General features: G+C 68.9%; 2 protein-coding genes. Both read right to left on the reverse strand.

Translation table 11 applies throughout. The features are described 5' to 3' along the window. The coding region (locus tag AX737_RS00165; RefSeq protein ID WP_066918044.1) for a cyclic nucleotide-binding domain-containing protein at window positions 1-943 on the reverse strand (943 nt) is incomplete at its 3' end. A gap of 421 nt (window positions 944-1,364) precedes the next feature. Further along, window positions 1,365-1,998, reverse strand: a 634-nt coding sequence (gene cysE / locus AX737_RS00170; RefSeq protein ID WP_066918045.1) for a serine O-acetyltransferase, incomplete at its 5' end; no start/stop codon positions are given.

Raw genomic sequence — 1,998 nt, forward strand, 5'->3', positions numbered from 1 at the left:
GGTCGTCCGGGGTGGGCGGGCCGCCGCGGGTGGGGATGCGCTGACGGCCCGTGACCTCGTTGAGCAGGCCGAAGGCCGAGTTGTTCAGGAGTTCCCACTCCTCGCGCTCCTTCACCGCGTCGACGGTGAGGCGGATCTGCTCGCGGAGCTGGTCGATCTCGTTCGAGTAGAGATCGGTGACGCGGGTATGGGTGTTGAGGATCGTCTGGATCGTCGAGAGGTGGTACTCGCGCGGGTCGATCTCGTAATCGACGAAGGTCGTCGGCAGGCGCGGCTCGCCGGTATGGACGGCGAGAAGCTCGATGCCCTGCTCGCCGTAGGAATTGGTGTGGCCCTTCAGCCGGTCGCGCTCCTCCCGGTACTGGCCGATGCGCGAGCGGATGCTCTCGTCGTCCAGCGCCGAGGAATCGAGGGTGAGAAGCGTGACGGCCGAGAGCGCCTTCACCGCCGGCACCGGCGCTCCCGCGTCGAGGAGGTCGGCGTCGCCGAAATAATCGCCCTTCGTGGCGAGCCCCTGGCGGAGGCGGCCCTTGTAGGGGCCGGACAGGGTCAGTTCGACGGTGCCGTCGGCGACGACCACGAGGTTGCGCTCGGCGGCGCCCTCTTCGCGGATGACGTCACCGGCCGCGTGCCGGCTCTCCTTGAATCTGCTCGCGAGCGTCGCGAGCTCGGCGTCGCCCAGACGGCTGAACAGCGGCACGGAGCGCAATGACCCGGGGCGGACGGTCCGGCCCTTGTCCTCGGTGGCGAGGTCGATGCGGCCGCCCTTGGCCAGCACCACGGCGCGGCGGTTCACCCGGTAGACGCCCCCGGGGACGTCGACGAAGGGCAACAGGCGCAGGAGCCAGCGCGGGGTATTGGCCGCGTTCTGGACCGAGGTGACGGTCGCCGTCGCAAGATTGCGTGCCGCCGTGGCGCTGACGCTCAAACCCGGTCCGCTCATCGTTCGTCGTCTCCAAAAACCAGATGATGGGCGCGCCGCATCGGCCCGCGCGTCGGCGGGCGGCCCCATCGAAGGACGGGCCGGGCGCAAGTCGTCGGAGGAGCGGCACGGCTATAGAGCCGGCGCCGACCTCAGTGGATCAGATGATTCCGCGCGGCATCGCCTGTATTGGCCGCAATCTCGGGCGATTCGACTCTTCGCCGCACCGCGAAAGCATGGGTAGGCCGTCAGGAGCCGCAGCGTCAACGAAACGTTTTCCCCATTTTTTGCGGGATACTGGGAGATCGACCTGCAGAACGGGTCTTCTGGAGAACGCGTTGGCTGGGCGGGGCGCAACGCAGAGAAACTCGTTCTCCCGAGGCTGGACGACGCAGGAGCGTTCCGGCGGCTTCCTTTCAAAAGAAGGATTTTTCGCCTGTGCTCAGATCCCGTCGCCGAAGCCGAAGGACTGGTCCATGCTCAGCGCCGGCTCCTCGTCTGCGCGCAGCCGCGACACGACGCGGGCCGGGACGCCCGCGACGGTGGTGTGGGCGGGCACGTCGCTCAGCACCACGGCGGCGGCGCCGATCTTGGCACCCTCGCCGACGCGCACGTTGCCGAGCACCTTGGCGCCGACGCTGAGCAGCACCCCGCGGGCGATCTTCGGATGCCGGTCGCCGCTCTCCTTGCCGTTGCCGCCGAGCGTCACCGACTGGAGGATGGAGACGTCGTCGGCCACAACCGTGGTCTCGCCGATCACCACGCCCGTGGCGTGATCGATGAACACCCCGGAGCCGATCCGGGCCGCCGGATGGATGTCGCAGCCGAACACTTCCGAGATCCGGCTCTGGACGTGCAGCGCCAGCGTCGCCCGGCCCTGCTGCCAGAGCCAGTGCCCGACCCGGTAGGCTTCGAGGGCGGCGAAACCCTTGTAGAACAGGAACGGGTCCAGATAACGCCGACAGGTCGGATCGCGCTCGCGGATGGCGACGAGGTCGCGCACCGCGTGGGCGCCGGTCTCTGGATCCGCCTCGAAGGCGGAGAGGCAGAGGTCGCGCATCGACAGGCGGGCGAGG

The organism is Methylobacterium sp. CCH5-D2 (assembly GCF_001556475.1).
Classification (GTDB): domain Bacteria; phylum Pseudomonadota; class Alphaproteobacteria; order Rhizobiales; family Beijerinckiaceae; genus Methylobacterium; species Methylobacterium hispanicum.